The 26,788-nt window shown below is 65.9% G+C and carries 23 protein-coding genes; 15 read left to right on the top strand and 8 right to left on the bottom strand.

The genetic code is table 11. From position 1 onward, the window contains the following. Positions 1-139: 139 nt before the first annotated feature. The 3 genes from Q9R30_RS10485 to Q9R30_RS10475 are packed head-to-tail and all read left to right on the top strand — an operon-like array spanning position 140 to position 1,899. The gene (locus Q9R30_RS10485; RefSeq protein ID WP_311217562.1) at positions 140-745 is read left to right on the top strand and encodes a DUF1326 domain-containing protein; all 606 of its coding nucleotides are present in this window, start codon (positions 140-142) and stop codon (positions 743-745) included. Between the two features lie 53 nt (positions 746-798). Continuing rightward, complete coding sequence (locus tag Q9R30_RS10480) at positions 799-1,566, top strand: DUF2182 domain-containing protein (RefSeq protein ID WP_311217561.1); 768 nt, start codon at positions 799-801, stop codon at positions 1,564-1,566. Positions 1,567-1,578: 12 nt separating this feature from the next. Beyond that, on the top strand, positions 1,579-1,899 hold the full coding sequence (locus Q9R30_RS10475; protein ID WP_311217560.1) for a GYD domain-containing protein: 321 nt from the start codon (positions 1,579-1,581) through the stop codon (positions 1,897-1,899). A gap of 113 nt (positions 1,900-2,012) precedes the next feature. On the opposite strand, the gene Q9R30_RS10470 is transcribed toward Q9R30_RS10475, so the two are convergent. Next, a complete protein-coding gene (locus tag Q9R30_RS10470) occupies positions 2,013-4,460 on the bottom strand; it encodes an EAL domain-containing protein (protein WP_311217559.1) in 2,448 nt (815 codons plus the stop codon). Positions 4,461-4,725: 265 nt separating this feature from the next. Here Q9R30_RS10470 and Q9R30_RS10465 point away from each other — a divergent pair, with 265 nt between their 5' ends. Further along, positions 4,726-5,157, top strand: a complete 432-nt coding sequence (locus Q9R30_RS10465; protein WP_104997013.1) for an ester cyclase — start codon at positions 4,726-4,728, stop codon at positions 5,155-5,157. Between the two features lie 75 nt (positions 5,158-5,232). On the opposite strand, the gene Q9R30_RS10460 is transcribed toward Q9R30_RS10465, so the two are convergent. Beyond that, positions 5,233-6,927 (bottom strand): SulP family inorganic anion transporter, encoded by a 1,695-nt coding sequence (locus Q9R30_RS10460; protein WP_311217558.1) that lies wholly within the window; start codon positions 6,925-6,927, stop codon positions 5,233-5,235. A 191-nt stretch (positions 6,928-7,118) separates the two neighbouring features. On the opposite strand from Q9R30_RS10460, the gene Q9R30_RS10455 reads away from it, so the two are divergent. From Q9R30_RS10455 to Q9R30_RS10405, 11 genes are all read left to right on the top strand, one after another. Continuing rightward, a complete protein-coding gene (locus tag Q9R30_RS10455; RefSeq protein ID WP_311217557.1) occupies positions 7,119-8,111 on the top strand; it encodes a substrate-binding domain-containing protein in 993 nt (330 codons plus the stop codon). Between the two features lie 7 nt (positions 8,112-8,118). Next, positions 8,119-9,648 carry a sugar ABC transporter ATP-binding protein gene (locus tag Q9R30_RS10450; RefSeq protein ID WP_311217556.1) on the top strand — a complete coding sequence of 510 codons (1,530 nt, stop codon included), beginning with the start codon at positions 8,119-8,121 and terminating at the stop codon, positions 9,646-9,648. A 14-nt stretch (positions 9,649-9,662) separates the two neighbouring features. Beyond that, positions 9,663-10,724 (top strand): ABC transporter permease, encoded by a 1,062-nt coding sequence (locus tag Q9R30_RS10445; RefSeq protein ID WP_104997017.1) that lies wholly within the window; start codon positions 9,663-9,665, stop codon positions 10,722-10,724. A gap of 28 nt (positions 10,725-10,752) precedes the next feature. Further along, positions 10,753-12,219, top strand: a complete 1,467-nt coding sequence (locus tag Q9R30_RS10440; protein ID WP_311217555.1) for an iron-containing alcohol dehydrogenase — start codon at positions 10,753-10,755, stop codon at positions 12,217-12,219. 4 nt (positions 12,220-12,223) lie between these two features. Further along, complete coding sequence (locus Q9R30_RS10435) at positions 12,224-13,735, top strand: FGGY family carbohydrate kinase (RefSeq protein WP_311217554.1); 1,512 nt, start codon at positions 12,224-12,226, stop codon at positions 13,733-13,735. Continuing rightward, entirely contained in the window at positions 13,732-14,568 is an 837-nt protein-coding gene (locus tag Q9R30_RS10430; RefSeq protein WP_311217553.1) for an HAD-IIA family hydrolase, read from the top strand. The genes Q9R30_RS10435 and Q9R30_RS10430 overlap by 4 nt, the downstream gene beginning before the upstream one ends. 102 nt (positions 14,569-14,670) lie before the next feature. Further along, positions 14,671-15,657 carry a thiamine pyrophosphate-dependent dehydrogenase E1 component subunit alpha gene (locus tag Q9R30_RS10425; protein ID WP_311217552.1) on the top strand — a complete coding sequence of 329 codons (987 nt, stop codon included), beginning with the start codon at positions 14,671-14,673 and terminating at the stop codon, positions 15,655-15,657. Next, positions 15,654-16,700, top strand: a complete 1,047-nt coding sequence (locus Q9R30_RS10420) for a transketolase C-terminal domain-containing protein (protein ID WP_311217551.1) — start codon at positions 15,654-15,656, stop codon at positions 16,698-16,700. The genes Q9R30_RS10425 and Q9R30_RS10420 overlap by 4 nt, the downstream gene beginning before the upstream one ends. A 37-nt stretch (positions 16,701-16,737) precedes the next feature. After that, a complete protein-coding gene (locus Q9R30_RS10415; RefSeq protein ID WP_104997022.1) occupies positions 16,738-16,980 on the top strand; it encodes a biotin/lipoyl-containing protein in 243 nt (80 codons plus the stop codon). 28 nt (positions 16,981-17,008) lie between these two features. Beyond that, on the top strand, positions 17,009-17,872 hold the full coding sequence (locus Q9R30_RS10410; RefSeq protein ID WP_104997023.1) for a class II fructose-bisphosphate aldolase: 864 nt from the start codon (positions 17,009-17,011) through the stop codon (positions 17,870-17,872). Then, complete coding sequence (locus Q9R30_RS10405; RefSeq protein WP_199775334.1) at positions 17,869-18,537, top strand: 2-oxo acid dehydrogenase subunit E2; 669 nt, start codon at positions 17,869-17,871, stop codon at positions 18,535-18,537. The genes Q9R30_RS10410 and Q9R30_RS10405 overlap by 4 nt, the downstream gene beginning before the upstream one ends. A gap of 454 nt (positions 18,538-18,991) precedes the next feature. Here Q9R30_RS10405 and pepD read toward each other — a convergent pair whose 3' ends face one another. From pepD to Q9R30_RS10375, 6 genes are all read right to left on the bottom strand, one after another. Continuing rightward, on the bottom strand, positions 18,992-20,455 hold the full coding sequence (pepD, locus tag Q9R30_RS10400) for a beta-Ala-His dipeptidase (protein WP_311217550.1): 1,464 nt from the start codon (positions 20,453-20,455) through the stop codon (positions 18,992-18,994). A gap of 79 nt (positions 20,456-20,534) precedes the next feature. Further along, the gene (locus Q9R30_RS10395) at positions 20,535-21,554 is read right to left on the bottom strand and encodes an ABC transporter permease (RefSeq protein WP_311217549.1); all 1,020 of its coding nucleotides are present in this window, start codon (positions 21,552-21,554) and stop codon (positions 20,535-20,537) included. A 5-nt stretch (positions 21,555-21,559) separates the two neighbouring features. Continuing rightward, positions 21,560-23,110, bottom strand: a complete 1,551-nt coding sequence (locus Q9R30_RS10390; protein WP_311217547.1) for a sugar ABC transporter ATP-binding protein — start codon at positions 23,108-23,110, stop codon at positions 21,560-21,562. Beyond that, positions 23,107-24,138, bottom strand: coding sequence for an ABC transporter permease (locus tag Q9R30_RS10385; protein WP_104997028.1), 1,032 nt, complete (start codon positions 24,136-24,138; stop codon positions 23,107-23,109). The genes Q9R30_RS10390 and Q9R30_RS10385 overlap by 4 nt, the downstream gene beginning before the upstream one ends. Before the next feature lie 82 nt (positions 24,139-24,220). Beyond that, positions 24,221-25,345 (bottom strand): sugar ABC transporter substrate-binding protein, encoded by a 1,125-nt coding sequence (locus Q9R30_RS10380; RefSeq protein WP_104997029.1) that lies wholly within the window; start codon positions 25,343-25,345, stop codon positions 24,221-24,223. 189 nt (positions 25,346-25,534) lie between these two features. Next, positions 25,535-26,779 carry an epoxide hydrolase family protein gene (locus Q9R30_RS10375; RefSeq protein ID WP_104997030.1) on the bottom strand — a complete coding sequence of 415 codons (1,245 nt, stop codon included), beginning with the start codon at positions 26,777-26,779 and terminating at the stop codon, positions 25,535-25,537. Positions 26,780-26,788: the final 9 nt, after the last annotated feature.

Raw genomic sequence — 26,788 nt, 5'->3', positions numbered from 1 at the left:
ATCTTGACTGCCTTCGGCCGGAGGAATAGCGTCTGCGTTAACGGGGTCATGACCCCCGTTTTTCACGGAATGAGGCGCCGGTCCGGGCCACCTCTGCACGGCGATGGCGCCAGGTGAGGAGGATTCTGTGTCTTGGGAAATGTCTGGAACATACGCTGGCAGCTGCACGTGCCAGCTGGTGTGCCCGTGCCCCGTGGACGGCGTGCCCACCGGGCCCGGAGGTGAGTGCCGCAACCTGAATGTCTTCCATATCGCAAGGGGCAACCATGACGCCACGGACCTTTCCGGCGTCGACTTCGCGTTCGTCGCCTGGTTCCCCGCGAATCTGACGGCCGGGGGCTGGAAGGTGGGCGTCGTCGTCGACCAGTCCGCATCCGATGCCCAGGTGGGCGCCCTGGAAACCATCCTTCGCGGCCAGGCCGGGGGCCCCTTCGGCGACTTTGCCGGCCTGTACGGCGAGTGGCTGGGACTGGAACGCGCCGCGGTCACATTCACGGACGGTGAGCGTCCTTCCGGTTCAGTCTCGGACAAGGCCCGGTTCACGTTCGAGCCGCTGCCCGGACCGGACGGCGGCGTGACCACAGTGAAGAACGCAATGTACGGCTTTGCGCCCGAATTCCAGATCGGAAAGGGGCCCGGGCACGTGGACCTTTTCGGCATCGACTTCGACGGCATCTACGGCGAAACATCCGACTTCACGTTCGCCAGTGAGATGGCGGAGGGTGCCCCCAAGGGCCGGGTCTGAACGGCCCGCCGGTGGAACGCGGAAAGCTGTTCAGGAGCAGGACCGTCAAGGCAGTGGCACACGCCTCCCGGGTTGATCCGCGGGAGGCCGCCCTCGTGGCGGTCCTGCTCTTCCTCGCCGCTGCCAGCTGGGTGTTGACGTCAACGCAGTTGACCGGGATGGACATGGGTGCCTGGACCGCCCCGGGACCGGTGGGCTTCTTCACCGTGACATGGGTGGTGATGCTCGCAGCCATGATGTTCCCGTCCGTGGCGCCGATGGTGGTGGCCTACCACCGGATCCAGCGGCACCGGCGGCAGGCTGGTCGGTACGCACCGGCAGGGTCCACTGCCGCCTTCGTGGCCGGCTACCTTGCATCATGGACGGTCTTTGGCCTGGCGGCCTATGCGCTCTATGCGTGGGCGGCAGCGGTGGCGCCGGGAATTCTTGCTCCGGATACAAACGGCCGCTACATCGCCGCGGGAGTCATAGCCATGGCGGCCCTCTATCAGCTCACGCCGGCCAAGAACGTGAGCCTGATGAAATGCCGCTCGCCCATGGATTTCCTCCTGCACCGGATGCGGCCGGGTTACGCGGGGGCCCTGCGGATGGGCGTGGAGCACGGCGCCTGGTGCGTGGCGTGCTGCTGGGCGCTGATGACGGCGCTGTTCGCGCTCGGCGTGATGAGCGTCGGCTGGATGGCCCTGATCGGGGCCTTCATCGCCGGGGAGAAGATGCTTCCGTGGAAACGGCTCGCCAACCGTGCTGTTGCGGTGGCGCTGGCTGCCATTGCACTCGGTGTGGCACTTGCTCCCGCGGCTACAACCGGGATGGGAATGTAGGAGGGAAAGGTCATGCCGAAGTATCTGTTTGAAGCGACGTATGTGGGCGCGGGAATCAAGGGGCTTATGCAGGAAGGCGGCACGAAGCGGCGTGAGGCCCTGACGGAGGCCCTCAAGTCCATAGGCGGTTCGCTGGAGAGCTTCTACTACGCTTTTGGCTACTACGACGTCCTCGGCGTTTTCGAGGCGCCGGACGATGCAAGTGCTGCCGCACTGTCACTGATAGTCAATTCCACGGGGAGCGTCAACGTCCGCCTGAAGCCCCTCCTGACTGTGGAAGACATCGACGAAGCAGCCAAGAAGACGCCGTCCTACCGGCCTCCGGGACAGTAGCCCGTGACGGCCCTCTTACGGTTGCCCTAAAAGGGGAAATCGTCAGCGTTCGGGGCTGGCCCCGGCAGTCTTGCTGCCCGTGGCGGAACGGCATCCCATGCCGTTCCGGGCTCTCAGCATTCGAGGGCGCCCACCGCGCCGGACCTTAGCCTGACGCCGGAGAGGGGCTTTTCAAACCATGCGGGAACGTCCTCCGGAGGCAGGGGAGGGCTCCAGTAGAACCCTTGGGCGTAGCGAATGCCGAGGCGGCGGAGTTCGGCGAGTTGCTCCGCCGTCTCAACGCCTTCCGCCACTACCCGGAGACTGAGGCTTTCGGCCATGCCAAGGACGAGTTCAATGATGGTTGCCCCGTGGGGTCCTCTTCCCAGTTCTTCGACGAAAGTGCGGTCAATTTTCAGGGTCCGTGCCGAAAGCCACCTGAGGTAACTCAGGGAGGAGTACCCTGTTCCGAAGTCATCGATTGACAGCCCCACGCCCAAGCTGTGGAGACGTTGCAGCGTCTCCTTGGGCAGGTCGGGCTGGTCCATCAGCACTGTCTCGGTAATCTCCAGGTCCACAGCGCTGGGATCGATGCCCGCGGCCTGGATCGCCGCCTCGACGATGTCCGTGAAATCGGTTGCCAGGAATTGGCGGCCGGAAATATTCACGGCGGCGGAAACGCCTGCCGCTCCCTTTAGCCGCCCGCGCCACTGCTGGACCTGCCGGAGGGCTTCACGGAGTACCCATGTGCCGATGGGGATAATCAAGCCTGTCTCTTCGGCAATCGGAATGAACGTATCGGGCCCGATCAGCCCGTGCTCGCCGTGCTGCCAGCGCAGCAGCGCTTCGAAACCAATGGTGTCTCCGCTGTTGACGTCAACGATGGGCTGGTAGTTCAGCGAGAACTCGCCCCTTTCCAGGGCAAGCCGCAGTCCGGACTCCAGGTTCAGCCGCCCCGCGGCCTTTCCGGACATCAGCACGTCGTAAACGGCTGATGAGTCCCCGCCTGCTGATTTGGCCCGGTACATGGCCGCATCGGCTCCCTGCAGCATCGACTCCGCCGTATCGTCCGGTCCGGCCAGCGCGATGCCGACGCTGACGTTGAGGTAGATCTTGCGTCCGTCGACTTCAAACGGGTGCCTGGTGGATTGCCTGATCCGTTCCGCCAGGGTCCTGGCGCCGCGCAGCATCAGGTCTCCGCACACGATCACGAACTCGTCCCCGCCGAAGCGGCCCACGGTATCGCCGCTCTTGACAAAGGATTTCAGCCGCTCGCCCAGGAGCATGAGGATAGTGTCCCCGGCCCCGTGGCCGATGCCGTCGTTAATCAGCTTGAACCGGTCCACGTCAACGAACATCACCACGGCGCGGGAGTCCCGGTCCAGCAGGTCCTGGAGCACCTCAGTGATCACGTATCGGTTAGGCAGCCCCGTCAGGGGATCGTGGCGGGCCTGCCATTCCAGGATCTGTTCGGCCTGCTTGCGCTCGGTGATGTCCAGCACCGTATCCAGGAACCGCCCGGGTTTCCGCTCATCCACTTCCACGTTCCTGATACGGGAGTGCAGCCACCGTTGCTGGCCATCAGCCCTGACGATACGGTACTCAAAGTCCGCGAACACCGTGCCCTCATCCAGGTCTTTCCAGACGGCCTGGACACGTTCCCGGTCCTCAGGGTGCGTCAATTCAAGCATCAGGTCCCGGGTTGCCGTCTGCCCCGGGCCAAGGCCGAAGATCCGGCCGAATTCCTCCGAATGCCAGGTCTCGCCAGTCTCCTTGGTATGTTCGACGCTTCCGACGTGGGCCATCTCCTGGGCAGCCAGGAGTTTCTCCCGTTCCACGGCGGCCGCCGCCCGGAGGCGCTGGATTTCGGTGATGTCCCGGGCGATCGCCGACGCGCCGATCTGCTCGCCGTTCGGGCCGTATACCGGTGAGACCGTCAGCTCGACATCGATCACGGACCCGTCCTTGCGGCCCCAGCGCACCGCCAGGCCGGTCACGAATCGTCCGCTGCCTATGCTGGCCCTGACTTCTTCATCGAAGTCCTTGTGATCGCGGGTGGTCAGCAGCCGGTAGCTCTGCCCCACGGCTTCCCGCGCCGTCCAGCCGAACATCCGGGCCGCTCCCGAGTTCCAGCTGGTGATGGTCCCCGTCATGTCCGCGCTGACGATGGCGTCTCCCGAGGATTCAATGACGGCCGAGAACCGGCGCAAGACGGCCTCATTGTGCTTTCTGTCCGTGATGTCCTTCGAAATCGCGACCACGGCCACCGGCACGGTGTGCCGTCCACGGACCGGACTGACCGTGGCATGGACAGGAAACTCCTTCCCGGTTCTGTGGCGGACCCAGAGTTCCCCGGACCAGTCCCCACCGGCGGCGATCCGCTGTGCTATCTCACGGGACACGCTCTCCCCATGGGAACGCTCCGCGCCGACGATCCCAATATCAGCGATTGCTGCTCCCAAAGCCTCGGATGCGCTCAACCCATACAGCAACTCCGAGGCCCGGTTCCAGTACGTGACCCGCCACTGGGCGTCCATCCCGATCACCGATTGCCCGATTTCATCAAGCAACAGCGACTGCATTACCAAGCCTTCATCACGCCTGCCAGCCATCCGTACCCCCCAGTCAGGAAACACCGCTGTTCAAGAATCCGTACGCCAACGCTCCCCGGAACTATTGGTGCCCAGTCCCCGCAGCGGCGTTGTCATGATCGTGTACCCGAACCTAGCACCGTCCAAACCTGCTGGCGGGCAGAACCCCTGTGTCGGCCTTTGCAGCGGCCATTGACTGTGCTTACCACAGGACTAGCATGATGCTCGTCAGGGCATTTCAAGGAGGAGATGTGTGATGTCACGCGCTGAAGTAGAGCAGCTTGACGACCGCGGAATGGCGGCCTGGGACCAGCATGACACGGCGGCGTTCGCCGACCTGCTGGCCGATGATTTTACCTTTTCGGATGTGACGGTCCCCGAGCCTTTCCGCACGCGGGATGAGGTCCGGACCTACATGGACTCATGGTTCACGGCATTCCCGGACATGCGTATTAAGACCACCAGGAGGGTGGTCAGCGATGACGAGGTTGCGGGGGAAGTGGAGTTCACCGGCACAAATACCGGTCCCCTTCGCATGGGAGGCCAGGAGATTCCGGCCACGGGCAAATCGGTGGTTGGATCCGGCACCTATTTCGCCTCGGTCAGGGACGGAAAAATCGCCTCGTTCCGGGCCCATCCGGACGTTGCATCACTGATGGGGCAGTTGGGGTTGATGCCCGGGATGTGACGCTGGATTTTTGTCCCGTTCGCCCGGCGTACTCCTGGTGTGGGTGGACGTGCAGGTGCCCGCGGCTGGGGAATCCTAGGCCTCCCGGTCTTCCCGCTGGAACGCCCGCACGGCTTCGCTCACGGTGGGGTAGAAGTGTTCGGGGGAGAAGCGGGCGGCCATGCCGTACTGCAGCAGCCTGTCCTTGACCGGACCTTTGAGCTCGGCGAACACCAGGTCCACGCCGTGCCGTTCCAGCCATTCGTCCAGCTGCACCAGCTCGTCCAGTGCCGTGGTGTCGATTCCCGTGACGGGCTCTGCCGCCAGCACCACGCGTTCGGTGCCCGGCGGCGCCTGGTCCAGCTTGTTGCGGACGAAGGATCCCAGCAGTGACCCGTTGCCGAAGAACAGCGGCGCGTCGAAGCGCAGGATCAGCAGGCCCGGGACGCGTTCGCCTTCCGGATGGCGGCTTACGTCGTGGTATCCCGGCACCCCGGGGACGTCCACCAGCTCGGCCCGGTAGGGGTCCCAGGCGCGCCGCAGGAAGTCCAGGATTGCCAGGCCCACGGCGACGGCGATGCCCGGAAGGACCCCCAGGATGGCGACCCCCAGGAATGCCGCGAGCATCACCAGGGATTCACTGCGGCTCATGCCGACCAGCCGCCGCACACCGGCGGGGTCGGCTATTGCCGCGGCTGCCGCGATGACGATGGCGGCCAGGGTGGTGGCGGGCAGGAACTCGGTGACGCCGGGGGCGGCGAGCATGAAGCCGAGCACCAGGACGGCACCTGTCACGCCTGTGAGCTGGGATTTCGCGCCGGCCTCCACGGCCACCGGCGTGCGGGAGGTGCTGGCCGAGATCGGGAACCCGCCCAGCAGCCCGCTGGCCGCGTTTGCCGCACCCAAGGCTGCCATTTCATGGTTGCCGGATACCTTCTCATCCTCGGCCGCGGCGAGGGACTGGGACAGGGTTCCGGTATCAACGAAGACGATCAGGGCGATGGCGGCGGCAGCTGGCAGCAGTGCCAGGACGTCGGCCCAGCCGACTCCGCCGAGGGCCGGTGCGGGGAGCCCCTGCGGGAGGGCTCCGGTGACTTTGACGCGTTCCTGGAGTCCCAGCACGGCCACGGCAAGGCAGGAGACCACCACGGCGATGAGCACGCCCGGTACCTTCCACTTCAGCCGGCGGGACACCCAGATGAGCGCCAGCGAGGCCAGGCCAAGCAGCATTGCCGTCATGTTGGTTTCGCCGGCAAGCACCTTCGGCACTGCGGCGAGCAGTTTTTCCCAGGGAGTGCCGTCCTCCACGGAGATTCCCAGGAGGGTGGGAAGCTGGGACATCGCCACCAGCAGGGCGATCCCGTTGAGGTAGCCCAGCCGGATGGGCTTGGACAGCAGTCCCGTGATGATGCCCAGCCTCAGGGCGGAACCGCACAGCAGGATGACGCCGATCAGGATGGCCAGGAGGCCGGCCAGGGCCACGGATTTCTGTTCGTTGTCCGCCGCCAGGGGAACCAGCGCCGCAACGATCATCGGGGCGAGCGCGGAATCCGGCCCCAGCACCAGCACACGCGACGGCCCCACTGCCGCGTACACAATCAGGGGCACTACCGTGGCGTAGAGACCTGTTACCGGCGGAAGACCGGCGGCCTGGGCGTATGCCATGCCCGCGGGGACCAGGATCGCGAAGAGCGCTGCGCCCGCCACCAGGTCGTGGCGCAGCCACTCGATTTTGTAGCCACGCAGGGCTGGCGGGAGCCACCATGCTGGGGTCTCTACGGAGTGGCTCATCTTCAGATGATGGCCCAATATTGCCCCTACCCGCCATCCATAGTCGTCGACGATCGGAGCCGGCTCCAGCCGGGAAGGAGTTTCCCTTGACAGCAATGTGATCCATGCCGCACCATCATTGCATAGTAATTGCGTGCCTGAATAAAAATTTCTGCCCGACAGTGAAGTCGCTAAGACAAGAGGAGACGATGATGACTTCCCACAAGATGATCCGCTCGGGGTGTGCCGTTCTGACGGCCGCCATGATGGCGCTCTCGCTTGCTGCATGCGGGGGCGCCGGTGCTCCCGCCGGGGACCAGAAGAAGGTGATTGGTGTGTCGGTGGCGGACCAGAAGTCACTCTTTTATGTGGCTGAGGTTGCCGGCATCAAGGACGAGGCAAAGAAGCTGGGCTACGAGGTGAACATCACCTCTGCCAACAACGACTCGTCGGCGCAGGTCAAGCAGGTCAATGATCTTTTGACGAAGGAGATCGGTGCCCTGATCTTCACCTCCCAGGACTCAACAGCTGCGGCTGCGGGTGTCCGTGCCGCCAACAAGGCGGACGTCCCCGTGGTCGCGGTGGACCAGCGCCCGGAGTCCGGCCAGGGTGATCTCGCCACCTACATCGCGACTGACAGCGTCAAAGCGGCCTACGAGCTCTGCACGTGGATGTTCGGGCAGATCGGCGGGTCGGGCGAGATAGCCATTCTGCACGGCGTACTCGGATCCACCGCGGAGATCCAGCGGACGGAGGGATGCCAGAAGGCCCTCAAGGAGACGCCAGGCATCAAGGTCGTTGCCGAGGAAACCGCCAACTGGGATGAGACCGAGGCCTACAAGGCCACCCAGAACATTCTCACGGCGCACCCCAACCTTAAGGCGGTGTTCGGCGAGAGCGACGCGATGTCCCTCGGCGCCTCCAAGGCGGCCAAGGCATCCGGCAAGACGATCTTCTCTGTGGGCATCGACGGCTTCCCGACCATGTTCGATGCGGTCGCGAGTGGTCTGACCCAGGCGACTATGGCACAGCAGCCGTACATGATGGGCCAGCTCGCCGTGCGCAACGCCATCGCCCTCATGGAGGGCAAGGGCCAGGACATCCCTAAGGAGCAGTACCAGGACACTGTGCTGATCAACAAGGAAACGGTTGCCAAGCACAAGGTCGAAGACTTCTACGGCCCGGACGCCCAGTCCTTCAAGTGATCCCACGATGACGACTCAACAAGCTTCGGCCGGCCTGGAGGGCACTGGCCTGATGAAGGCATACTCCGGGGTGACGGTCCTGAAATCGGTCGACTTCCGGGTCGAGCCGGGCACCGTTGTGGGGCTCGTAGGCGAAAACGGTGCGGGAAAGTCGACCCTCAGCTCGATCATCACCGGCGTCGTAAAGCCGGACGGCGGCACAATGCGGCTGGACGGGGCGGACTACGCCCCGTCCAACCCCGCCGAAGCACTCCGGCAGGGTGTGGCTCTCATCCACCAGGAAACGCGCCTCATCCAGGACCTCTCGGTCGCTGAAAACATCTTCCTCGGACGGCTTCCGCACCGGCGCGGCCGCGTGGACTGGGAACTCGTCCGCCGCGAGTCGAGGACCGTCCTCGACTCGCTGGGGGTGGAAATCGACGTCCGCCGCCCCGTCCGCGGCCTGTCGATGGCCATGCAGCAGGAGATCGAGATCGCCAAAGCCCTCAGCCGCCGTCCCCGGTACGTCGTGTTCGATGAGCCCTCGGCCTCCCTTGGAGAAACGGAGACAGAACACGTCCTCGAGCGGATCCGCGCGCTGCGGGCCGCCGGCGCCGGCGTCGTCTACATCTCCCACCGCCTCGACGAGGTCCGCGAGGTCGCAGACGAGATCGTGTGCCTGCGTGATGGCTCGCGCGTCCAGTCCTGGAATTCGGGCGACGTGGACAAGGAGAAGATCATCAACGCGATGGTCGGGCGCGAGTTCACGTACGAGCACGTCCCGCCGCAGCCAAGCCGCGATACGACCGTGCTTGAGGTCCGGGGCCTCGGCAGGCGCGGTGCGTTCGCGGACATCGACTTCGAGTTGGCCGCGGGGGAGGTCCTCGGGATTGCCGGCCTCGTCGGCGCGGGGCGGACCGAGGTGGTCCGGGCCATCGCCGGTGTGGACCGTCCCGACTCGGGTGAGGTCATCCTTGAGGGGCGCAAGCTTCCCTGCAGCAGCCCCCAATCAGCGATCCGCGCAGGGATCGTCATGGTCCCGGAGGACCGCAAGGGCCAGGGCCTCAACCTGGACCGCACCGCCGAGGAGAATGTGACACTCCCGTGGGAGCGGGAGCTCGCCCGCAAGGGCATGCTGACACGCAAGTTGGTCCGGAAAGTTGCAGGCGCGCAGGCCCGCCGGCTTGACGTCCGCGGCAACATGGCGCTGCCGGTGAAGTCGATGTCCGGCGGAAACCAGCAGAAGGTCCTCATCGGCAAATGGCTGGTCAAGGATCCGAAGGTCCTGATTATCGACGAACCCACCCGCGGCGTTGATGTCGGCGCCAAGATGGCTATCTACGAGATCATCCGCTCCCTCGCGGCCGAGGGAATGTCCGTCATCGTCGTCTCGTCCGAGCTTGATGAGGTCCTGGGACTCTCGCACCGGGTCCTGGTGATGTCGCGTGGCCGGCAGCGTGGGATTCTCCGCCGGGGAGAAGCTACCCCGGAGACCGTCATGTCGCTGGCCGTGCACTCGTCGGAATCAGCGGCCTCCCCCCTTATTTCCCAGCAGTAGAAAGAGCATCAGCCATGCGAACCACAACGGATCATGCCATTAACCAACGGTCCTCAGGACGCGGCGGCCGGACCCCGGAAGATGCGGGGACTGGCACCTCTCCGGGGCGGGATACGGGCCGTGGCCTGGCCGGGATTGCCGCCAACGTGCTCCGGCGGGTTCCCGGGCCGCTGATTGGCCTCATCGCGGTGATGATCGCGCTTTCCATAATGTCGCCGTACTTCCTGACGTGGCGCAACCTCTCCAACGTGGTCACCCAAAATGCGGACATTGGCATCATGGCCGTGGGTGCGGCCCTGGTCATTCTTATCGGCGGCATTGACCTGTCCGTAGGATCAACTCTGGCTCTGTCGCTCATGACCAGCGCGTGGCTCTACCGCTCCGCCGGCGTTCCCTTCGAACTGTGCGTTGTCCTGGGCCTAACCGTCGGGGCCGCGGTGGGTTTGATCAACGGCGTGCTCTCGACCTACGGCCGCATCCAGCCCTTCGTCGCCACCCTCGCCACCATGTCCGCGGCGGCCGGGCTGGCGCTCTACCTCACCAACGGCAACCCTATCAATGGGTTCCCGGAGTGGTACCTGGCCATCACCAGCAACGATATCCTCGGGATCCCGCTCGAAGGGATCATCATGGTGGCCACGTTCCTTATCGCGGCCTACTGGCTCCGGTTCCGTCCTTCGGGCCGCGCGCTCTACGCCATCGGCGGGAACGCCGAAGTGGCGCGGCTCTCCGGCCTGAACGTGACGCGCATCAAGATCGGCGTGTACGTGGTGGCGGGCTTCCTCGCAGCCCTTGCCGGCGTCATCGTCGGCTCCCGGCTCGACTCTGCACAGCCCACGGCCGGCACAGCCGACCTCCTGAATGTCATAGCCGTCGTCGTGATCGGCGGTGCGAGCCTGTCCGGCGGCTCGGGCGGCATGCTGAACACCTTTATCGGACTCCTCATCATCGGCGTCCTGAACAACGGCATGTCCCTCCTGAATGTCTCCCCGAACCTCCAGCCGGTGGTCATCGGCGTCGCGATCATCGTTGCCGTCCTGACCGACCGCGCCAGCCGTTCCCGCCAAGGCGCCTGAGGGCGCACCACCGTTCCGAGAGGACACCATGCCCACCGACACCTACGTCGTAGAGCCCATCGAAGAACTGCTCACCCAGGCGGATCCCGACCATACGCTCGCCCCCTGCGGGCTCCGGCAGCTCATCATCGGCCCCGGCGCGCTTGGTGCAGTAGCCGACGCGGTCACTCGGCTCCTGCCGGCTCCACAGCCCGGCAGCGTGCCGCCGCGGGTCTCGCTCCTCGTGGACCGTACCCGGATCACACGCTCCGGGGAGGACGTCAAAGACCTCATCCAGGCCCAGCTCGCAGCCAGGTTCAACGTCGTCCGGTCGGTGCTCGATGACGGGCACGCTGAGCTCCACGTCGTCGACAGCGTCCTCGACGAGGCCGCCGGAGTTGTCCTTGGCGCGGATGCCGTCGTCGCTGTTGGCGGCGGCACCATCAGCGACATCGCGAAGGTCGCGGTCCAGCGCGCAGGCGCCGGAGGCAGCACCCCGGTCCTGGTTTCGGTTCAGACCGCCGCCTCCGTCGACGGGTACACCGACGACGTGTCCGTGGTCCTGCGGGACGGGGTGAAACGAACCGTACCCTCATGCTGGCCGGACGCAGTCATCTCCGATACGGACGTCATCGCCGAGGCTCCGGAAGCCATGAACCGTGCCGGCTTCGGCGAGATGACGTCCATGCTGGTTGCCCCGGCGGACTGGCGGCTGGCGTCCCTGGTGGGCGCCGACCAGACGTACAAGCCCAGTGCCGTGCGCCTGCTCGGCATGGTCGGCAAGGACCTGGACAGCTGGAGCGCAGGGGTCCGGGAGGCCGAGGCGGAATCGGTGGGCGCCTTGGCACGCGCCCTTGCACTGCGCGGGATCGTCACCGGTGTCGCCGGGACGACGGCCGTCCTATCCGGCGTCGAGCACCTGATCAGCCACATGCTCGACCAGTACCACGGCGCCCACGACGAACCCATCGGCTTCCACGGTGCCCAGGTGGGGGCCGGGTCCGTCATTGCCGCCAGCGCCTGGGACATGCTTTTCGAGAGGCTGGCCGCCGCACCCGGCAGCCGCCCGCACCTGGCAGCCCTCGATCACGGACCCGCAAGGGAAAGAGTCCTTGCCGCCTTCGAACGGGTCGATCCAAGCCTGCGCGTGGCCGATGAATGCTGGCGCGATTATTCGGCCAAGCTCGACGCTGTCGGAAGGAACCTGGACCGGGTCGAAGCGATGCTCGAGCGCTGGACGGACGTCAGAGGGGAACTTCGGGACCTCGTCCGGCCCGCAGACTCGATCGCCGCTGCGCTCGCGGGCGCCGGCGCCCCAGTCTCACTGTCCGGGCTTGAGCCTTCCGTGAATGCCGAACTGGGACGGTGGGCGGTCGAAAACTGCGCCCTCATGCGGAACCGCTTCACGGTGGTGGACCTGCTCACGCTCCTCGGGTGGTGGGGGACCGCGGACGTGGACGAGGTGCTGGCGCGCGCCGCCCAGGCCGCTGCAGCTGCGGCCCCGGAAAGGAAGTGAAGCCATGCTGCGTGACTATGTGATCGGCGTCGACTGCTCCACAACGGCCGCCAAGGCCGTCGTCTGGAACGCCCGCGGCGAAGCGCTCTCGCAGGCGCGCTGCGCCTTCAGCCTCAGCCAGCCCCGTCCGGGATGGGGGGAACAGAACGCAGAGGACTGGTGGACCGCCTCCGCTGAAGCGATCCGGCGTGCAGCCCAGACCGTGGACACCTCCCGGATCGGCGCCATCTGCATCACCCATCAGCGCGAGAGCTTTGTTTGCCTGGATGATGAGGGCATCCCGCTCCGGCCGGCAATGCTGTGGCTTGACACCCGTGCCACCGAGGAGGTCGCCGCCTTCGGCACGGAGGACGTTCACCGCCTCACCGGCAAGCCCGCCAACCCGACCCCGGCCTGGTACAAGCTCCACTGGCTCCAGGCCCATGAACCGGACACGGTCTCACGCATCGGCAAGGTGGTGGACGTGCACGGGTTCCTGGTCCACCGCCTCACCGGTGCCTGGCTCACTTCCTGGGCTTCGGCGGATCCGCTCGGCCTGGTGGACATGTCCACCTTCGATTACGACGACGGACTGGTCACCGCGGTGGGCCTTGACCGCGGGCAGCTCAGCGAACTCCGGCCACCCGGCAGCCTCCTGGGCAGTCTCACGGACGACGCCGCCGCGCGCCTTGGCCTTCCGTCGGGAGTCGCCGTCGTGGCCGGCGCGGGGGACGGGCAATGCGCACAGCTTGGTGCCGGCGCGACCACCGGCGGCCGGGCCTACCTAAACCTCGGCAGCGGGATCGTGTCCGGAACGTTCTCGGAACACTATTCCTATGCGCGGGAATACAGGACGCTCTCGGCCGCTGTCCCCGGTTCCTACACCCTGGAGACCTTCATCGGCGGGGGCACCATCAACCTGGGCTGGTTCGTCGAGAAATTCTCGGGGATCGACGCCCAAGGCCTCGGACTGGGGCTGAGCCCCGAACAGGTCCTCGAGACCGCGGCCGCGGCTCTCCCCCCGGGTTCGGAGGGCCTGCTGGCCCTGCCGTACTGGACCGGTGCCCTCACTCCGTACTGGGACCATAACGCGCGCGGTGCGCTGCTGGGCCTCACGGGCATTCACGGCAAGGCGCACGTGTACCGGGCACTGCTCGAAGGCCTCGCTTTCGAGCAGCGGCTCCTGACTACGGGGGCGGAGAAGGCCCTGGCAGAGCCCGTGGCCGAAGTGGTCGCCCTGGGCGGCGGCTCCCGCAGCCCGGTATGGTGCCAGATTATCGCCGACGTCATGCAGCGCAGCGTCTCCGTGGTGCGCGACCCGGAGAGCACCTGCCTTGGTGCGGGGATGCTGGCCGCGGCCGCCGCAGGCATCCACGATTCCGTGGCCTCCGCCGCGAAGGCCATGAGCGGAACAGGGCTGTCCTACGAGCCCCGACCCGGCGCGGCCGCAGCGTACGACCGGCTCTACGACGTCTACCGCGATATCTATCCCGCCAACCGGGCTGTTTTCGCCAAACTCGCGGAGGCAACGCGATGACTGCTTCAACAACCCTGACGTCCAGGCCCGTGAGGGCCTATGCCGGCTACCTCTTCGACCTGGACGGCACGATCTATCTGGGCGACGAGCTCCTTCCAGGGGCTGCGGAGCTGGTGCACGGTCTCCGGGAGGCCGGACGCGAAACACTCTTCCTATCCAATAACCCCACCAAGAACCCGCAGATGTACGCGGACAAGCTGACCCGGCTGGGCCTGCCAACCCCGGTTAACCGGATTGTGAACCCGCTGGTCACGATCGCCGCGTGGCTGCGCAAGGAAGCCCCGGGGGCCGGGGTGTTCGTCATTGGCGAAGAGCCGCTCCAACAGGCCATCCGCTCGGCCGGCTTCCGGTTGACCGAGGATCCCCGGGACATTGACGTCGTCGTCGCGAGCTATGACCGCGGCTTCGACTACCGCAAGCTCCAGATCGCCTTTGACGCACTCTGGCAGCACCGGCGGGCCCGCCTGGTGGCGACGAACCCCGATGCCTACTGTCCCATGCCGATGGGCAGGGGGGAGCCGGATGCTGCGGCGGTGATCGCCGCGGTCGAGGCATGCACGGGAGTGCGCTGCGAGGCCAATGTGGGAAAGCCGGCCGGCGTCATGCTGCAGACAGCGCTGGACGTCCTGGGGCTTTCCGGATCGGACTGCGTCATGGTGGGGGACCGGCTGCAGACGGACATCGCCATGGCGGTAGACGCCGGGATGGATTCGGCCCTCGTCCTCACGGGCGAGGCCACCGTGGAGATGGCAGGGCTGCTGCCCCCTGAGCGGCAGCCGACCCTGGTGCTGCCGCGCATCGATGCACTCCTGGAGCCCTTCCGGGACTCCTGACCAGGCGCGCACGCTTGTGGCCGATCAGGCTCTTGCCAGTTCGGCTACCCACAAATAGAATTAGAATTCATACCTTGAATATTTACTCAGAGAGGAGCCGTGATGGATCTTTCATCGCAGAATTTGCTGGAGATGCAGCGGCGCATGCTGCGCATCCGCCGTTTCGACGAGCGGGCATCCCGGATGGTCAAGCGCGGCCAGATCCCGGGAACCGTGCACACCAGCATCGGGCAGGAGGCCCAGGTTGTCGGTGCCTGCATGGCCCTCGGGGACGGGGACTACATGTCCGGCAACCACCGCAGCCACGGACACCCGATCGGTAAGGGCTCCCCCCTGGGGCCGCTCATGGCCGAGCTCGTGGGCAAGGCAACGGGCGTCTGCCAGGGCAAGGGCGGGTCGCTGCACCTGGCCGACTTCGCCGTCGGGAGCCTGGGGGAGTCCGGCATCGTCGGCTCGTCGATTCCGATCGCCACCGGTGCTGCGCTCTCGAGCAAGGTGCTGGGCAACGGCAAAGTGTCCCTGGCGTTCTTCGGCGACGGCGCAGCGAACCAGGGGTGCCTGTATGAGGCCATGAACATCTCCGGCGTGTGGAACCTGCCGGTGGTCTTCCTGTGCGAAAACAACCAGTACGCGCTGTCCACCCCGGCCCACACGGTGACGTCCGGGGTGATTGCGGACCGTGCGGCCGGCTTCGGGATGCCCGGTGTCCGGGTGGAGGACGGCCAGGACGTGCTCGCGGTATTCGAAGCGGTCACTACCGCCGTCGAACGCGCCCGACGGGGAGAGGGTCCCTCCCTTGTGGAAGTGGTCACGTACCGGTTCAACGAGCACTCCGAGGGGCTGCGCCTGGGCACCGACTACCGCAATGCGGAAGAAAAGGCGGCCTGGGTCGAGCGCGACCCGATCGTCCTGTTCCGCCGGCACCTCGAGCGGGAAGGGATTGCCACCGCCGAGGAACTCGACGCCCTGGAGGCCGAAGTCCTCGCCGAGGTCGATGAAGCCGTGCGGTTCACCGACGAGAGCCCCTACCCCGACCCCAGCGTCGCCTTCAAAGACCTCTACACCGAGCCGATCGGAGCAATCGCATGACTGTCATGAGCTACCTTGGCGCCATCGGCGCCGCCCAGCGCGAGGCCATGGAGGCCGACGAGCGGGTCGTCATCATTGGCGAGGACGTCGAAGCCAACGTCTACGGCACCACCGGCGCCGGCAAGTCCCGCAAGGACAAAGGCGACTTCCTGGAGATGTTCGGCGCCAACCGCATCCGCAACACCCCGATCTCCGAGGAAGTCATCGTTGGGGCCGCGATCGGCGCCGCGATGACCGGCCTGCGCCCGATCGTCGACCTGTCCTACTCGAGCTTCCTCTACATGGCGATGGACCAGTTCGTGAACCAGGCCGCCAAGAACCGCTACATGTTCGGCGGCCAGGCGTCCATCCCCGTGGTGTTCCGCTCAGCGATGTTCTACGGGCTGAACACCGGCGCGCACCACTCCGACCGGCCGTACCCGATGTTCATGAACGTCCCCGGGCTGAAGATCATCGTCCCGTCCAACCCGTACGACGCGAAGGGCCTGCTCCGCAGCGCGGTGGATTCCGATGACCCCGTCCTGACCTTCGAAGCCTGCATGCTGTGGGGCAGCAAGGGCGAAGTCCCGGAAGAGGAATACAAGATCCCGTTCGGCCAGGCCAACGTTGCCCGGACCGGCGACGACGTCACCGTCGTCGCGATCTCCAGCGCCGTCCCGGAAGCCCTCGCCGCTGCGGAAACCCTCGCTGGAGAGGGCGTATCGGTCGAAGTGATCGACCCGCGAACCCTCGTCCCGTTCGACACCGAGGCAGTCATCCGCTCCGTCCAGCGCACCGGCCGGCTGGTCATCGCCGACCCGGCCCACCGGACGTGCTCCGCCGCGGCGGAGATCTCGGCCATCGTGGCCGAGGAGGCCTTCGAGTCCCTCAGGGCCCCGATCGTCCGGGTGACCACCCCTGATACCCAGATCCCGTTCAGTCCCGCCCTCGAGAAACAGCTCTACCCGAACCGGACAAAGATCGAGGACGCCGTCCGCCGCATCACCGGCTTGATGGCGAACACCTTGAACAGCGAACTCACATCGCCCGCACCGCGCATGTGACACCCCCTAAAGAACAACCAAAACAAGGAGAAAGAACATGGCAAAAGTTGAGGTCCTGCTGCCCCAGTGGGGCATGGGCATGAGCGAAGGCACCATCGCCACCTGGCTCAAGAACGTCGGCGACACCGTCACCGAGGACGAGCCGCTGGCGGAGGTCGAAGCTGAAAAGGTCGAGGAGACCCTCGAGTCCCCCGCCTCCGGCGTCCTGGCCGAAATCGTCGTCCCCGAAGGCGAAACGGTCGACGTCCGCAGCGTGATCGCCTACATCGAGACGGCCTGACGGTCCAGGGCAGGAAAGGGAGCCGGTTATGCCACAGGTCGATCCACGCCAGATCGTTAAGGACGCGTCCGAGGGCGCGTACGCCGTCGGGGCGTTCAATATGCACAACGAGGAGACTACTGAAGCGCTCGTCAGGGCTGCCGAACGTGCCAAGTCTCCGGTGTTCCTCCAGGTGGGCCGGGCGATCGTGCCCCACATGGGGCTCAAGAAGGCCTACGAGATGACGCGCCGCATCGCCGAGGAATCCGAGGCCGAATACGTGATCCACCTGGACCACGGGCCGTGGGAGGAAGTCTTCGAGGCCATCAAGCTTGGGTTCACGTCCATCATGTACGACGGCGCCCACCTTCCGTTCGAGGAGAACATCCGCACCACCCGGAAAGTCGTCGAGGTGGCGCACTCCTTCGGCATCCCCGTGGAGGCCGAGCTGGGCAAGATCCCCGACGCCGACCAGCAAGTAGACTGGCAGGCCTACTACACCAACGTTGCCGAAGCGGAGCGTTTCGTCGCCGAGACGGGAGTCGATTTCCTCGCGATTTCCGTGGGCATCGTCCACGGTGTCCCCCTGGCGACGTCGCAGCCGCTGGACATCCAGAGGGTCAAGGAAATCGAGGCCGCCGTGAACATCCCGCTGGTCCTCCATGGCGCCTCCGGTGTCCCGGATGACGAGATCCGCGCTGCCATGGCTGCCGGAGTGCACAAGTTCAATGCGGATACGGACCTTCGCCTCGCGTTCCGTTCGGGCATCGAGGCCGTCTGGTCCCAAGGTGACCGCCAGTTGGAAGACGCGATGGCTGAGGGCCGCGAGAGGATGATCCAGGCGACCATCGAGAAGATGGAGCTGTACGGATGCGCCGGCAAGGCCCGGGGCCTGGTCCAGGCACAGCGGTGACGGCGGTCGAGGAAGAGGGCAGGACTGTCGTCCCGCTCAAGGGAATCAGGCGGACTGCCGCGCGGCGCATGGTGGCCGCGTGGGAGGCGCCCGCCTTCCACCTTGCCGTTGAGGCGGACATGGGGGCTGCGCTCCGCGTGAAGGAGCGCAGCCCCGGTGCCACGGTCACGGATGCCATCCTTGCCGCCTGCGCGGCCGCGCTGCGGGAGCACCCGGCCCTGAACGCGCACTACGCCGACGAGACCGTCACCCGGTTCGAGCGCGTCAACGTCGGCATGGCCGTCGATACTCCGGCAGGGCTGGTGGTTCCGGTCATCAAGGACGCTGCGTCGCTTGACCTGGCGGGTATGGCGGATGCGCGCCGGGACATCGTCCAGCGCGCCCGCGAGGGCAAGCTCACCATGGACGACGTGACGGACGGTACCTTTACCGTCTCCAACCTGGGCATGATGGGGATCGACGGGTTCGATGCCATCCTCAACGTCCCGCAGGTTGCCATCCTCGCCGTCGGCGCCACGCGCCAGCAGTTCGTGCCGACCGACGACGGGCAGGGTGCGTGGAGGCCCCGTGCGAGGCTTACCCTCACCTGCGACCACCGGGCCATTGACGGCGCCACCGGCGCCCGGTTCCTGGCCGCAATACGCGAAAACCTCGAATCAAGCTGACTGGAAGCACCCGCGGCAAAGGAGGCCGGACAACCGCAAGGTTGTCCGGCCTCCTTTTTGTGTGCTGACGGCGGGTCCCGTGGATACCGAGGACATGTCACCTGCGGAGTAGCAGCTGTTGACCGCGGTGCGGGCCCGCTATCTGTTCCGGTAGGGCAGTTGCCTGTTCGCGCCCACTTACGGGCGCCGACGCACGTTTGTTGGAGTGGCACCGTGGGTATGCGCCGTATCCCGTCTGCCCTGGACCGCATTTCCGGCGCCGCCTGACGGACAGCAGGCTAACGCGACGAACAGGGGACGACGCCGGGCAGCGGCTGCGTCGGGTGGCCGCAGCCGGGGCCTCAGCTCCGGGATGGGTCAGCCTTAGCGGGACAGGCCCAGGGGCCCTGGACACGCAGGAAACCCCCGGCCTTTATGCCGGGGGTTTCCTTGGTTTCAGTGGACGGGTGCCCGTTTATTTCAGACGGGACACAACCTCCTTGACGAGGGGCCATACGCGGGTGACCGAAGTATGGTTCACCGTCTCCTTGGGCGAGTGGAGATCGTGCAGTTCAGTGCCGATCGAGATGATATCCAGTCCGGGGATTTTCTGGCTGAACATACCCAGTTCCAGGCTGCACTGGGAGACGTGGACGTCTGCTTCCTGGCCCATGACATCGCGGAAAGCTTCCCGTGCCACTTTCAGCAGCGGCGAGTCCGGCCGGTAGGGGAATTCGGCCGCGTCCAGCCCGTACTCCTCCACGGTGACCCCGCCGCCTGCGAGTGCGGCGAGCGCCCGGACCCGGTCAAGGATCTCGTGCTTGCGGGAAGTCACCGCGGCGGTGATGGTGGACATGAGCCTGGCGCCGTTGGCCGTGGTGCGCACGGTGCCCAGGTTATTGGAGCTCTCCACGATCCCCGGAACGGTGAGGCTCCAGCTGAGGACGCCGTTCGGGATGAGTGCAGTCAGGCGGGCGAAGCGTGCCGCGGCCGCGGCGGAGAAGACCCGGTCCGGAGTCTCGGCAGGTGCCAGTTCGAGGCGCAGGCCGGGGTCAGCCTGGCGGTATTCGTTCTGCAGCACATCCTCAAGCTCCAGAATGACCTTGCGCACGCCGTCCGCGTCCTCGGGCCGCACGAGAAGGGTGCTCTGGGCGTCCGCCGGGATGGCGTTGTTCTGGGCACCGCCGTGGGGGTCGGAGATCCGCACGTCGTACTGCGCAAGTACGGTGTTGAGTGCCCGGGCGAGGACCAGGACGGCGTTGGCGCGCTCAAGATGGATATCGAACTCGCAATGTCCGCCGGACAAGCCGCGGACCTTGAGCTGCAGCGCATCCAAATGCGTGGCGGGAGCGGGCTCCCACTCGGCAGGAATGTCCACGGTGAAGGTTATGTCGCCGCTGCAGCCGGCGAGGATCTCCTTGTCGGTGATCCAGTTGAAGTCGATCATGCGCTTGCCGGACAACTTGGAGGTGTCGAATCCGGCGGCCCCCACCTTTCCCTTTTCCTCCATGGCGGTCAGGACCGCTTCAAGCGGAGGATGCGGGATGTCCGTGGAGTCGAGGAGGGCCAGGATGTAGGAGACGCCGATGCCGTTGTCGGCGCCCAGGGAGGTGCCGTTCGCCGTGACGAAGTCGCCCTCGATGAGGAGTTCAATCGGGTCGTGTTCGAAGTCGTGGACCACTCCGTCCTCTTTCTCGCACACCATGTCCAGATGCCCGTGGAGGATGAGGGGCGGCGCGTCCTCAAGTCCGAGCTGGCCCGGTTTCCGGACCAGGACGCAGTGCAGGTCGTCCTGGGTGGCTTCCAGCCCGCGGGCCTGGGCGAAGTTGACCACCCAGTCGGCAGCTTCCTTCTCATTGCCGGAGCCGCGGGGGATGCCGGCAAGGGTCTCGAAGAAGGAGAACACCTCTTGCGGCTGGAGTGATTTGAGAACTGACATGGGGTGCCTTTCGGAAAGAGGAGGAAGGCCTCGCGGTGGTTCGGAGGACAAGGACATGGAGTGTTCGGAGGTCCGGCGGTTACTTGACCACTTCAGTGTGGCCCCGGCCCATGGTGAGCGCCACGGCGGCGATAATCACCAGGCCATAGACCAGGCTCTGCGCCTGGGGTGTCACGCCCACGGCAGCCGCGCCGATAGGCACGAGCGCGACCGTGAGGGCGCCAAAAACGATGTTGATCGGGTTGGTGGTGCCGCCGGTGATGGCTGTCCCGCCAACGATGGCGGCCGCGATACCCGGCAGCAGCAGGTCGCTTCCCAGGCCGAAGGACGAGGCCGCCCCGGCCTGTGCAATGACGAGGATGCCGGCGAGGCCAGCCAGAAGACCGGAGAGAGCGAAGGCCAGCACTTTGAACCAGCGGGTCCGCAGGCCCGAGAACAAAGCGCCCTTCTCGTTGAGTCCCACGGCTGTCATGCCTTCACCGGCCCGGGTAAACCGGAGGAAGGCCCACAGGCCCACTGCCATTAGCACACCGACCCAGAAGGCCAGCGGCAGGCCGGCAAACGCGGTCCCAAACAGGGGAGCGAGGAGCTGGCTGTTCGCCGTTGCATACACGGTGGTCGCATTGCTGATCACCAGTGAAGCTGCCTGCAGGATGCCGAGCGTGCCGAGCGTCAGGGCGAAGGACGGGATCTGGCCGAACGCAACCAGGAAACCGTTGGCGGCCCCAATAAGGGTCACGACGCCGAGGGTGACGACGGGTGCGGCGGGACCGAGGGGCCCAAGGGTCTGGGCGAGGATGATCGCCGCGAAGATCACGATCGCTGCATTCGACAGGTCGATGGAACCCACATGGAGCACCATCGCCTGCCCCAACGCAACCAGGAGGATGGTCGCGGCCTGGACGGCAAGGATTGCCATGCCGCCGCCGGTCAGGAATGCCGGCCGGAGGATGGCCACGAGGGCGAACAGGGCAAGGAACACCGCGAAGGGCCCGGCGGTGAACCACAGATTCCGTCGCGGGCGGCGTGCGGACTTCGCCTTGCCGTCGGCGGCGGCCGGCGCTGTGGCCGGATGCTCGAGAAGGGCTTTCTTTGACATGGGATTCACACCATCTTTTCAAGCAGGTCGAGGGAAGTCGGGCTGGCCACGGAGAGGTCGAAGCGGGCGGTGATTTCGCCGTCGCGCATCACGATGATCTCGTCCGCCATCTCGAGGGCCTCCTCGAGCGTGTCGGGCAGCAGGATCACGGCGGCGCCGTCCTCCTGGGCGGCACGGATCTGGTCGTTCACCGTTTGCGAAGCTCCCGGGTCTAGGCCGCGGAGCGGGTGGTCAAGGATCAGGACGCTAAGCTCCTCAGCGCGCAGCCACTTGGCCATGACCACCTTTTGCTGGTTGCCGCCGGAGAAGCGGCCAAGGGGCAGGCGGGGGTCGCGGGGCCGGATGTCGAGGCGCTCGAACCATTCCTCGGCGGCCTTCATACGGGCCTTGCGCCGCAGGAACGGGCCCCTGGCTGCTTCGCGCGGATGGACCAGGGTGAGGTTTTCGGCCGCGCTCAGGCCGCCGACCATGCCCTCGACTTTCCGTTCGGAGGGGATGTAGGCCAGTCCGTTCCGTACGGCGCGGCGCATCGACCACCCCTGGACGGCTCCGCCGGCAACCTCGAGGGTGCCGGAGTCGAACGGCTCGGCTCCGAAGAGGGCCCGGCAGACGGATTCGCGCCCGGAGCCCATGGCGCCCACGATGGCCAGGGACCGCCCGGGAGAGACGGCGAACGAAACGTCCTTGAATTGCCCCTTCCGGCTCAGGCCCTTGGCCTCGATGGCCGCGACGGCGCCCGCGGCGTTGCCGCCCTTGCGCACCCGCGCCCGTGATTCCTGTCCGATCATGAGGCGGAAGAGGTCATCTTCGCTGACTTCCTCCCGCCGCACGTCTGCCACGACTTCGCCGTGCCGCATCACCACTACGCGGTCGCAGATCCGGAGGACTTCGTCGAGCCGGTGGGAGACGAACAGCACCGAACCGATTTCCCGCAGTGAGCGGATCTCGCGCTCAAGGATCGCCGTTTCGTTGCGCTCCAGCACTGAGGTGGGCTCGTCGAGGATCACCAGCGGTGCTGCGTGGATGGCCTCATCCACTCGCAGTGCCCGGGCGATTTCGACCATCTGGCGGTCCACGAAGGAGAGGTCGCTGACCGTGGTGCGAGGGTCGATGGTGGAGCCAACGCGGGCGAGGATGGCGGCTGCCTCCGCATTGAGGCGCTTCCAGCGGTAGAACCCGTAACTGGTGGCCGCATCCTTGGAGGACAGGGCATTCATCGCGATGTTTTCAGCGACGGACAGGTTGGACAGGAGCGACTGCTCCTGGTGCACGACGCCGATGCCCGCGGCAACGGCGTCCTGCGGCCTGCGGAACTTGACCGGCCGGCCGTCTGCCTCGATGACTCCCGAATCGGGCTGGTGCAGCCCGGTCAGGATCTTCAGCAGGGTGGATTTGCCGGCGCCGTTTTCGCCGATCAGCCCGACCACTTCATGGCGCGGGATCTCGAGGGAGACATTCTTGACCGCGTGGGTCGCGCCGAAGGATTTCGAAATGTCGGTCAGCTTGAGTGCCGGGGTTTCGACGCCGGTGCGGGGCGCCAGGGAAGCGTTGGTCATTTTACGATCCTCAGTCTGCTGCGGTGCGGCCAGGTAGCCACGAGGACGGCCGCGATCAGGACGGTTCCGGAGACGGCGGATTGGATGTTCGGGCTGACCCCGCTGAGGATGAGCCCGTTGTTGAGGACGGTCAGCATGAGCACACCGATCGCGGTGCGGAGGATGCCGCCTTTACCGCCTCCCAGGGACGTGCCGCCGATCACCACGGCCGCGATGGTCAGGAAGAGCGTCCCCACGCCCACGGTGGCCGATCCTGCGCCGAGTTTGAGGGCTGCCAACACGCCGGCGGCGGCGCTGCAGGCGCCGGCGACAACGAAGACGTAGAGCTTGTACCTGAGGACCGGAATGCCGTTGCCCTTGGAGATCTCCTCGCTGTCGCCGATTGCGTAGGCGAAGCGGCCCAGCCGCGTGAAACGGGCCACGAACATCCCCGCCAGGACGAAGGCGGCGGCGAGCAGGAATGAGTTGGGCAACCCGAAGGTCAGGGTGGACGGCCAGCCCTTGATGCCGCCGTCGGGCAGGAAGGGAATGGACTCGTCACCGAAGAGCACAGTGGCGATTCCAAGGCCCACGAACCAGACGCCCAGCGTGACGATGAATGAGGGAACCTTGAGGCGCGTGTGCACCAGGCCGCTCAGGAGGCCGAGGCCCACGCCTACGGCGAGCGCCGCAACAATGGCCCAGGGCCCCAGGTCTGCGCTTCCGCGGCTGTTGGCCGTCATCAGGACGAAGGTCATGCCTGCGGCGCCCATCACGCCCTCTACGGAGAGGTCAATTGAACCGGTCAGGATGACCAGGGTGGCGCCGACGCCGATGATCAGCGGAAGGGACGCGTGGTCCAGGATGGTCCGCAGGTTCTCCGGCGTCAGGAACGTCGCGGGGTTCAGCGCCGCGAAAACGGCGATCAGTCCGACCAGGGCAAGCACTTCGCCGAGGTTTTTGGCCTCGAACCGGCGGCCTGCCCGGAGGGGTGGCTGTGATGGGGCGGGCGCCTCGAGGAGGCCGGTCCCGGTGTCCTTTTGTGTCATTACTTTCACCTGTCGTGGTTGCTCCGGATGGGGCGGCTCCGGACCCGTCTGCGCGGTGTCCGGAGCCGCCGTTTGCGGTCCGTTAGGGCAGCTTCTCCGGGCCTCCGGAGACCAGCGGCACGGGCTCGGTGTCCCAGGGGCCGTTTTCGATCAGATCGTCCATCCAGCCGTCGATATCGCCGTCGTACTTGGTGAATTCGGCGTGGTTGTCCGGGGTGACGCAGCTCAGCTTGAACAGGCTGTTGCGCTTCTCCTTGGGCAATTCCGATGGCTTGATCTCACCGGTGGCTGCGAGGTAGGAGGTGTAGAGCCCGATCGCGGCGGCCATGAATCCGCGGTGGAAGGTCTCGCCGGCGATGGCGCCGTTGCCCATGTTCTCCTTCATCATGTCGACGACCGGCGGGTAGAGACCGTCCGAGGCGAACTTGACGTCGTTGATGCGGCCCGCGTCCTTCACGGCCTGCACGGCGCCGATGATCATGCCGTCGTCGGCAGCCCAGATGCCGTCAACCTGGTCGCCGTACTTGGCGAGGAGGTTCTGGGTCTCCTTCAGGCCGAGCTGGGGGTCCCAGTTGGCCGGGCGGGTGTCGAGGAGCTTCACGTCAGGGTAGGCCTTGAGTGCATCCTGCAGGCCGGCGACGCGGGTCTGGCTGGTGGTGCTGTCCAGCACGCCGGCGAGGGCCACGATGTTGCCCTTGCCGCCGATGCTGTCCGCGAGTGCCTTGGCGGTGCACTGGCCGCTCTCGACGCCGGAGTGCTTCTGGAAGGCCACGAAGTTGTCGCCCTGGTCCCACGGCTCGAAGTTGTCCGGCTTGTTCCACCAGACAGTTGCGTAGCCGCCGGCGGCCTTGACGGCGTTGATGATGGGGGGAGCATCCGAGCTGGCGACGGTGTTGACCATCAGTGCCACCTTCTTGCCCTGGGCAAGGATGGCCTGGATCTTGGAGATTTCGGTCTGCGAGCTGCCCTCGGAGTCGACGATCTCGAGGGGCACATCAAGCTTCTTGGACAGGGCCTTGGCGCCCTCGATCATGGAGGCCATGTAGGGGTTGGTCGTGTTGATGACCGACGCGACCAGCACGATGTCCTTCTTGTCGATCGGCTGCTGGGTGCCGGCCGTGGTTGAAGAGCAGGCCGTGGTGGCCAACAGGCCGGCCACCAGCCCGAACGCCGCAATGCGGCGCCCAATGGATTTCCTGAGGTGCATCAAAGACTCCTTTGTGAGAGACGACCCGAAGTGCAACTGAAGATAAATATTCAGCTACTGCATTTGCATGCTAACGAGTGTGCGTTACCTCACAAGCGCCTGTCAAGGGGTTGCCGAACACTGGTGCCCGCGAGGGTTAAACAACTGTGGGGAGCCTGCCAAGCAGGCTCCCCACAGTTGCACGCCGACCTAGCGGAGCGTCCTGAAGAAGGTCCGGACGTCGTCCACGTAGGTGTCCGGCACCTCGAGCGGGGCGAAGTGGCCGCCGTCGTCGTGCACGCGGTACTGCTGGACGTTAAAGTACTTCTCGGTCCAGCTCCGTGGCGGCTTGTAGATTTCGCCCGGGTAGATGCCGATGGCGGTCGGCGCCCCTACTACCGGGAACCTGTCGTGGGAGGGCTTCCAGGGGTTGCCGCGGCACTCCCAGTAGTAGCGCGAGGAGGTGCCGCCGGTGTTGGTGAGGAAGTACACGGCGGCGGTGGTGACCAGATCCTCCTTGGGCCACACGCGCTCAAAGGCTTCGGTGCCCTGGCCGCGCTCCTCGAGGCCCCAGAAGTAACGCTTCTCCGTGATCCAGGCCAGCTGGGCTGCGGGGGAGTCGGCCACGAGGGCTGCAAGCGTCTGGGGCTTCGTCAACTGGATTTCGCCGTAGCCGCTCTCCTTCTGGACGAAGAGCTTGCCGCGTTCGAACCAGCCCTTCTCATCCGCGTCGTTGTACTCGCTCTCGTCCGGGAGTCCGAGGAAGGGGTCGTACTTCACGCCCGGAGGGGCGTCGGGATGTTCGGCGAGATAGTGGCTCATCTGGGCCGGGAAGTGCGTGTAGACGCCGTAGACGTCCTGCTCATATTTGTGGCCGTGCTGCTGGGCGATGAGGGCGCCCCAGTCGCCGCCGGCCGTTGCGTATTTCTCATAGCCGAGGACGTCCTTCATGAGGGCATTCTCCAGGTCCGCGGTCCGCCACCAGTTCCAGCCCGGTTCGGTCAGGGGCGAGGAGAAGCCATAACCCGGGAGCGAGATGAGGACGACGTCGAAGGCGTCCGCCGGGTCGCCTCCGAAGCTCGCCGGGTCGGAGAGCGGTCCGATGACCTTACGGAGGTCCCAAAAAGTCCAGGGCCAGCCGTGGTGGATGAGCAGCGGCATGGGGTTCGGCCCCTTGCCCTTGACGTGGATGAAGTGGAGCGGAACGCCCATGAGTTCCGTTTTGAAGTGCGGCAGTTCGTTCATGCGCCGCTCGACGTCCCGCCAGTCGTATTCGTGGATCCAGTAATCGACGAGCTGCTTGTGGTAGTCGGTGTTGTATCCGTACCGCCAGTCGTCATTGGCGAAGTCCACGGGATATCGGGTGCGGCGGAGCCGCTCGTCCATATCCTTGAGGTCCTCATCCGGGATCGAGATGGTGAAGGGGGTGACCCCGCCTTCGTTGTGCGCAGCCATTGCGCCTCC

This window comes from Arthrobacter sp. AB6 (assembly GCF_031844545.1).
Taxonomy (GTDB): Bacteria; Actinomycetota; Actinomycetes; order Actinomycetales; family Micrococcaceae; genus Arthrobacter.
The sequence above is the reverse complement of the archived record's forward strand: the minus strand, read 5'-3'. Positions and strand labels throughout refer to the sequence as shown.